General features: G+C 64.6%; 5 protein-coding genes. 1 reads left to right on the top strand and 4 read right to left on the bottom strand.

Annotated features, from left to right (window positions below; all coding sequences use genetic code 11):
• Positions 1–417 precede the first annotated feature (417 nt).
• The 3 genes from VG543_RS20555 to VG543_RS20545 form a co-directional block, all read right to left on the bottom strand.
• Complete coding sequence (locus tag VG543_RS20555) at positions 418–885, bottom strand: hotdog fold domain-containing protein (protein WP_019660078.1); 468 nt, start codon at positions 883–885, stop codon at positions 418–420.
• 75 nt (positions 886–960) lie between these two features.
• Positions 961–3438: an acyl-CoA dehydrogenase gene (locus tag VG543_RS20550; RefSeq protein WP_197575684.1), complete on the bottom strand. Its 2478-nt coding sequence runs from the start codon at positions 3436–3438 to the stop codon at positions 961–963.
• A complete protein-coding gene (locus VG543_RS20545) occupies positions 3435–4352 on the bottom strand; it encodes an alpha/beta fold hydrolase (protein ID WP_423179055.1) in 918 nt (305 codons plus the stop codon). Before VG543_RS20545 ends, VG543_RS20550 begins: the two co-directional genes overlap by 4 nt.
• Before the next feature lie 141 nt (positions 4353–4493).
• On the opposite strand from VG543_RS20545, the gene VG543_RS20540 reads away from it, so the two are divergent.
• Positions 4494–5096, top strand: coding sequence for a TetR/AcrR family transcriptional regulator (locus VG543_RS20540; protein ID WP_005418411.1), 603 nt, complete (start codon positions 4494–4496; stop codon positions 5094–5096).
• A gap of 138 nt (positions 5097–5234) precedes the next feature.
• Here VG543_RS20540 and VG543_RS20535 read toward each other — a convergent pair whose 3' ends face one another.
• Positions 5235–7997 carry a TonB-dependent receptor plug domain-containing protein gene (locus VG543_RS20535; protein ID WP_423179054.1) on the bottom strand — a complete coding sequence of 921 codons (2763 nt, stop codon included), beginning with the start codon at positions 7995–7997 and terminating at the stop codon, positions 5235–5237.
• Between the last annotated feature and the right edge of the window lie 192 nt (positions 7998–8189).

Here is an 8189-nt window from a genome sequence, read left to right as displayed (position 1 = left end):
GGACGCCGCAAGTACGTCCGTGTAGGCTTGGCCGCGGCATCCATGCCGCGGACACCCCCGCGAACCCAACCCGCCCGGCCTCAGACAGGTTCCGTGCGCGGCCAGCCCACGGAGAAGAAAAAAGAAGATCAAGAGCAACAGCGGGTCGCTGCGCTCGTGGATTCTGCGTGCATGGAAAAAAGCGGCCGATGGGTCGCTTTTGCTTTTGCTCTTCTTTCTCTCTTCCGTGGGGGACGCCGCAGAGATCCGTCCGAGGCCGGAGGGGGGGGGGCCGGGCGGGGTATCCGCGCCATGGATGGCGCGGCTAAGCCTCCAAGGACGGATTCACGGCGTCCCCGCCTGGCCCCACCCCCTCCGGCCCAACCGATAAACCGCATCCCGCGTCCACCCACGAGGGGCTGCGCCGTTCGCGGGAACCTACTTCGCCGGCGACATCCACATGTCGATGACCGCGCTGAACACTTCCGTTCCCGCCCGGTCGCGCACGCTGACCGTCACCGGCAGCGCATAGCCTTCGGCCGCGACGACAATCGGCTGTGCCGGCAGCGCCACCGCCTGCAGCGTGCCTCGTGCCTTGGCCAGGTACTGCACCTGCATCCCCTTCGGGATCCAGCGCATGCCCTTCGGCAGCGATGCATCGACCATCAACCCGGCGGTCAGTTCGGCCAGGTTGCACATCGCGATCGCATGCACCGTGCCGATGTGGTTGCGTACCCTGCGGCGGTCGGCCAGCGTCCCTTCGCAGCGGCCGTGTTCCAGGCGGGTGATGCACGGCGCGATGCTGGCGAAGTAGGGCGCCTTGAAACACACCGCGCGCGAGAAAAGCCAGTTGCCAGCAGGCCAGCGCTGCAGGCGGTTGTAGAGCGAGAGCAGGGGCGTGGACATGGTGGAATCCCGTTCGGCGGATAAAGCGACGGCGGGCCCAGGCCCGCCGTCGAAGGCAACGCGTGTCGCGGGCGATCAGGCCGCCTGCGAATGCGGGTCCTTGTGCTGGCGGTCGTAGTAGCTGGCCGCGCGCAGTTCGTGGGTGTCGAAGTCGTCCACGGTGATCGTGTCCAGGGTCAGCGTACGCAGCTCTTCCAGCAGGCTGCGCTCGTCCTGGGTGATCACGCCCTCGGCCACGGCCTCGTCCAGCTGGCTCTTGAAATCCAGCGCCTCGATGCCCTTGCTCTTCAGCGCCTTGAGGAACTTGCGCTCCACCGGCTCGGCCATGATCGCCTTGCTCAGGTAGCTGTTGATGCGGCCACCCGGGTTGTTCTCGCACGGGGTCAGGAACACGCCATTGGCGAGACGGTCGCGGGCTTCGTTCGGCGCCATCAGCAGGGCGGCGACACGGCGGCTCAGGCGATCGCCCGGCGCCTCGGCACGACGGCCCAGCGGGAAGATCAGTGCCCACATCAGCCAGCCGATCGGACGGATCGGGAAGTTGCGCAGTGCGGCCGACAGCGATTCTTCGATCTTGTGCACGCTGTCATGGAAGGCCCAGGCCAGCAGCGGCTGGTCGGCCTGCGGTGCGCCTTCGTCGTGGTAGCGCTTGAGCATTGCGCTGGTCATGTAGACGTGGCTCAGCACGTCGCCCAGGCGGCCGGACAGCGATTCCTTGAACTTCAGCTTGCCGCCGAGGGTCATCATCGAGATGTCGGCCATCAGGGCCAGGTTGGCCGAGTAACGGTCCAGCTTGCGGAAGTAGCGGCGGGTGTAGGCGTCACCCGGAGCGGCGCCGAAGCGCGCGCCGGTCAGGCCGAACCAGAACGAACGCACGGCGTTGGAGATGCCGTAGCGGATGTGGCCGAACAGGCTGCGGTCGAACTCCTGCAGGCCGGCACGGGTGTCCGGATCCTGCGCCGCCTTCATCTCCTTCAGCACCCATGGGTGGCAGAGGATCGCACCCTGGCCGAAGATCAGCAGGCTGCGGGTCATGATGTTGGCGCCTTCCACGGTGATCGCGATCGGCGCGGCCTGCCAGCTGCGGCCGGCGAAGTTGCGCGGCCCCAGGATGATGCCCTTGCCGCCGATCACGTCCATCATGTCCGAGATCACTTCGCGGCTCATGGTGGTGCAGTGATACTTGGCGATGGCCGACGGCACCGACGGCACGTCACCGCGGTCGACCGCCGCGGCGGTGGCCTGCGACAGTGCGCTGATCTTGTAGGCCTTGCCACCGATGCGGGCCAGCGCCTCCTCGACGCCCTCGAAGCGGCCGACCGACAGGCCGAACTGCTTGCGGATGCGTGCATAGGCGCCGGTGACGGCCGCACCGGCCTTGGCACCACCGCTGGCGGTGGACGGCAGGGTGATCGAGCGGCCTACGGCCAGGCACTCGTTGAGCATGTTCCAGCCCTTGCCGGCCATGGCCGCGCCACCGATCAGCTGGGTCAGCGGGATGAACACATCCTTGCCCCGGATCGGACCGTTCTGGAAGGTCGAGTTCAGCGGGAAGTGGCGACGACCGATCTCCACGCCGGCTGTGTCGCGCGGCAGCAGGCCCAGGGTGATGCCGATATCGCGGGTATCGCCGATCAGGCCATCGGGATCGTACATGCGGAAGGCCAGGCCGATCAGCGAGGCGACCGGTGCCAGGGTGATGTAGCGCTTGTCGAAGGTCAGCTTGACGCCGAGCACCTGCTCGCCGTTCCACTCGCCCTTGCAGACGATGCCGTAGTCGGGAATCGAGGTGGCGTCGGAACCGGCGAACGGACCGGTCAGGCCGAAGCAGGGCACTTCACGGCCATCGGCCAGGCGCGGCAGGTACTGGTCCTTCTGTTCCTGGGTGCCGTAATGCACCAGCAGTTCACCCGGGCCCAGCGAGTTGGGTACGCCGACGGTGGAGCTGACCACCGAGGACACCGAGGCCAGCTTCTGGATCACCTTGTGGTGGGCCAGCGCGGAGAAGCCCAGGCCGCCATATTCCTTCGGGATGATCATGCCGAAGAACTTGTTCTTCTTGATGAAGGCCCACAGCTCCGGCGGCAGGTCGGCATGGACGTGGGTGATTTCCCAGTCGTTGACCATCGCGCACAACTCTTCGACGGGGCCATCAAGGAAGGCCTGTTCTTCGGCAGTCAGCTGCGGCTTGGGGTAGTTGAGCAGGATGTTCCAGTCCGGATCACCGGTGAACAGTTCGCCCTCGAATCCGACCGAACCGGTTTCCAGCGCGATGCGCTCGGTCTGCGACAGCGGCGGCAGCACCTTGCGGAACACCTTCATCATCGGGCCGGTCAGCAGCGGCTTGCGGATGAACGGCAGCAGCAGCGGCACGGCGATGACGGCCAACACGGCGGCCGCCACGATCGTAGCGGTCTGGTTGACGTAGGGGATGAACCAGCAGGCGACCAGCAGGGCCACGCTGATCAGCGTCCAGGTAACCAGCCGCATGCGGTGGTAGGCGACGAACGCGCCTGCCAGCAGCAGGGCGAGGAAGGGAAGAACGATGCTCATGAGCGTGCTCCGGTGACGTGCTCGTTTGTGGCGGACGAAGCCGCAGCATCCGCTGCGGGCAACACGTCCAGATAGTCCAACACAGTAGCGGTAAAGGCGTCGTTGTCATCGCCTGCGACCATATGCGTGGCCTGCGGCAGCTGTACATGGCGCGCGTGCGGCGCCAACGCCAGGAATTCGGCCACGGTCTGCGGCGTGACCAGATCGCTGCGGCCGCCGCTGACCAGCAGCAGCGGGCACTTCACCTGGCGCGCGGCCTCGGCCAGTGCGTCCTGGTGCTGCTCGCTGTCGCGGGCCAGTTCGGCCACCAGGCGCGGGTCCCAATGCCAGCGCCAGCGGCCGTGTCCGTCTTCGCGTAGCAAGGCACGCAGCGACTGCTCGGATTTGCGCGGGCGGTGAGGCATGTAGGCCGAGATCACATCGGCGGCCTGGGCCAGCGAGGCAAAGCCGTCGGGATGGGCGGTCATGAAGGCGAGGATGCGTTCGACGCCGGCGATATCCCAGCGCGGCGTGATGTCGACCAGTACCATCGCCGAGAACAGGCCGGGCCAGCGCGACTCAGCCAGCAGGCCGAACAGCCCGCCCATCGACGCTGCAACGAGCACCGGCGCACGCGGCTGTTCACCGGCCAGCACGATCAGGTCATCAGCGAACTGTTCGCCGTGATAGGGCAGGTCGGTGGCATTCCAGTCCGAATCGCCATGGCCGCGCGCGTCGTAAGCGAGTGTCTGCAGGCCGGCCGCAGACAGGGCGCGTGCGGTGGCGTTCCAGGCGTGGCGGGTCTGGCCGAAGCCGTGCGCGAACAGCACGCGACCACGACGACCGTGCTCGCTGGTCGTGGCCGTGAGGCGGGCGCCATGGGCGGCCTCCAGGCGCAGGTCATGGAACGCAGCGGGAGTAGGGGACATAACCATACTTGCTAGTATGGATCGCTTGCGGGGGAAGTCAATACTGCATCGTATGGTGCGTTGCAGGTTAGGGTCCAGGGGGGGCTTTGACGGTTTCGCCTGCAACGGCGTACTGCAACGAACCCCGGCGTATGGTTAAATCAGTCCATGAATCAACCTGACGCTTCCGCCGGCGAACCGCGCGCCGGCCGCAACAGCCGCCTGAGTGCCGAAGACTGGGCCCAGGCGGCCCTCGACCTGATTGCTGAACAAGGTGTAGGCGCCGTTGCGGTGGAACCGCTGGCGCGGCGACTCGGCGTGACCAAGGGCAGTTTCTACTGGCATTTCCCTTCGCGCGATGCATTGCTGCAGGCGGCGCTGGAGCGTTGGGAACTGTTCGAACAGGAACAGGTGTTCGGCAGCCTGGAAGACGTACCGGATCCGCGCGTGCGCCTGCGCCAGCTGTTCCAGATGGTGGCGCATGAAGTGCAGCCGCACATCATCTACAGCGAGCTGCTGAAGGCGCTGGACCATCCGATGGTGCGGCCGGTGATCGACCGGGTTTCGCAGCGTCGCCTCGACTATCTGGTTGCCTCGTTCCGCCAGGCAGGGCTCAGCTCGACCGATGCACGCCATCGCGCACGCCTGGCCTACGCCGCGTATGTCGGCTTCCTGCAGCTGTCGCTGCAGCTGCAGCAGCCGAAGCAGGCGCGCGAGGATTTCGAAGCCTATGTGGAGCACCTGATCGAGACGCTGATTCCTAACGGTTGAGCGTTGTTGCTTCGTTGAGTGCAGAAGGCCGCGGCAATTGCCGCGGCCTTTTTCGTTGGGTGCTGCCGCAGCCTGGAATGCACAAAAAACAACGGCCCCTTGCGGGGCCGTTGCTGCATCAGCCGATCAGTGGATCGATCAGAATTTCTGCTTGTACTGCATGTACATGTAGCGGCCCGGCAGGTCGTACTGCGGGTCGAACATGTTGTACGAGGTCGAGTACGAGACCGGCGGATCCTTGTCCCACACGTTGTTCAGGCCGACCATGATGGTGCCCTTCCACGGCGTGTTGTAGCGGAACTGGACGTCGTGGTAGGTGGTCGCGCCCATGTGGTTCTCGCGGTTCTCGGGATCCGAGCAGTAGTTGCGCAGCGAACCACCCAGCAGGCAGGACTCGGTCATCCCCGACTTGTAACGCAGGCCGTAGTTGACGCCGAAATCACCATAGGACCAGTCGACGTACAGGTTGGAACGGATGCGCCAGTACGGATCCTGATCGAGGTAACGTCCCTGGCGACCTTCGACCTCCGAGTCTTCGGTGGCCTTGGTTTCCCACTTGCTCAGGTAGGTGCTGTCGAGGGTAATGGTGAACTGGCCGATCGAGGTTTCCGGCAGGCGATACAGGATGCCCAGATCCCAGCCTTCCACCTTGTACGACGCCAGGTTCTGCAGCGGCATGTCGACGTTGGTGATGGTGTAGCGCTCGGCGGCAGTGCCGTAGGTCGGGTCACGGGTGATCAGGCCGCAGTAGGCTGCCTGCTCAGCCGGCGAGCCGCCGTAGCAGTAGTTCATGATGTCCTGGATTGCCGGACGGGTGATGGCATCATCGATCTTGATCTGCCACCAGTCCAGGGTCACGTTCAGGCCGGTCACGAAGCTCGGGCTCCACACCAGGCCCAGCGTCTTGCTGGTCGAGGTTTCCGGCTTCAGGTTCGGGTTGGACTTCCAGGTGAACGGCTCGGCGGTCTGGGCGGCACCGGACTGCGGCACGCCGTCATCGTCGCGGGTATTGGGCTGCACGAAGCCAGCCGGAACACCCTGGGCAATACACTGCGCCAGCACTGCACCGGTCGGGCCATTGGCGGCCGCGCACGGATCGGCGTAGGTTTCGAACGAATCGCCATCACCTGCGAACAGGTTGCTGATGCTCGGCGCGCGGAAGCCTTCCGAGTAGTTGCCGCGGATCATCAGGTCGTCGATCGGCTTCCAGCGGAAGCCGAACTTGTTGTTGGTAGTGTTGCCGAAGTTGCTGTACTTCGAGTAGCGGGTTGCCGCGCTGAAGTCCAGCAGCTTGGCGCCCGGCAGATCGGCCAGGACAGGGATCGACAGTTCCAGGAAGAACTCGTCCAGGTCATAGCTGCCCTTGGTCGGCTTGGCGCCGTTGCCGGTGCTCAGGCCCGCAGCAATGAAGGCGTCCGGATCGAACTGGCCGGATTCCTTGCGGTACTCGTAGCCTGCGGCGAACGCCAGGGCACCTGCCGGCAGCTGGGCGATTTCACCGGAGATGTTGGCGTAGTAGCCCTTGGACACCAGGTTGGAAGAGTCGTGGGCGGTGAACGAGGTGTAGTCGATGGCACCCTGGCTGATCGAGCCTTCCGGGCCCAGCGCATTGACCGGCACGCAACCCTGGATGATGTCGCCACCCGGAGCGGTAACGCACACCGGCACGCCACCACGAAGCTCGGACGGACCATAGGCGTTGCGCAGGTTGGCCAGGTTGAACAGGCCATAGGTCAGGTCGTTCTGGTCAGTCTTGTCGTAGCGGTAGCCGACGTCCCAGTCAAAGTTGCGATCGGCGAACTCGAAGAAGCCTTCGAAGCCACCGTAGAAGTGCCAGTTCTTGACGTTCTGGTTGAACGAACGGCCGCCACTCTCGTTGAAGCGACGGTTGACGCCGGTCAGGTCCTCACCGGTCGGGTTGTACATGCTGTCCTTGCTCAGGCGCATGCCGGTGACGGGCATGGCGGCCAGCAGCTGTTCGGACTTGCGCTCGTTGTACATCGCCTCGGTGCGGAAGGTGACGTTGTCGGTGATGTTGTACGAGCCCGATGCGAACAGCGAGGTGCGCTCCTGCGGGGTCAGCAGGTAGTTGTCCGGTGCGGTGTTGTAGCCGTGGACGTTGGCATTGAACGGCGTTTCCACGCCGTTGATCAGGACATAGCGCTCGTCATTGCGCAGGTAGGAACCCGGCATGCCGGTGCTGCTCTGGCCGTCGAAGAACGGAGGGCCGCCGGCGGAGATCTTGCGATCACCAGCCATGACCTTGTCTTCCTTCACGTAGGAGACACCCAGCATCAGCGACGCGCGATCGGTGGTGGTACCGATGGTGAAGTCGGCTGCTTCGCGTTCGCCGTCACCAGCGCTGTACTGGCCCTTGTAGAAGTTGGCTTCCGCGCCATCGAAGTTCTGCTTGGTGATGATGTTCACCACGCCGGCGATCGCGTCCGAACCGTAGATGGTCGACGCGCCGTCCTTGAGGACGTCGATACGCTCGATCATCGCGGTCGGGATGGTGTTCAGGTCGACGCTGCCATCCAGACCGGTGGTCCAGCGACGGCCATTGACCAGCACCAGGGTACGCGCAGAACCCAGGTTGCGCAGGCTGATGCCGGCCGAGCCATCACCGCCGTTGTTGAACGTACGGTTCAGCGCGGCGCCGTTGGCGGCGACGCGCTGCAGGATGTCGGCGACCGAGGTCACGCCCTGCTTTTCGATGTCGGCGCGGGTCAGGCTCAGGACCGGCTGCGAGGTTTCGATGTCGGTGCTCTTGATGCGCGAACCGGTGACCGAGATGCGGTCAAGGTTGGTCGCTTCCTGAGCCTGGGCGGTGGCTGTGGACGCCACACCGGCAACGAGCGCGACCAGAACGGCGTCGCGCAGCTTGTTGGACTGGAAATTCATTGGCTCTCTCTCTCCAAGAAATCTTGGCTGGGTTAATGCCCGGCGGGGGAGCGAAAAGCGCTCCCAAATCGCGAGGGCTGAACCGATAGTAGCGGGCGTTGGCCAAGAATTAAAGCTGCGTTAATCAAGCCTGTGATTTTGGTAAAAATGAAATTTCACACTGGAAATCAAAGGGTTGAAGTGCACGTGCGC

It is taken from the genome of Stenotrophomonas sp. CASM101 (genome assembly GCF_049384845.1).
Lineage (GTDB): Bacteria > Pseudomonadota > Gammaproteobacteria > Xanthomonadales > Xanthomonadaceae > Stenotrophomonas > Stenotrophomonas hibiscicola.
The sequence above is the reverse complement of the archived record's forward strand: the minus strand, read 5'-3'. Positions and strand labels throughout refer to the sequence as shown.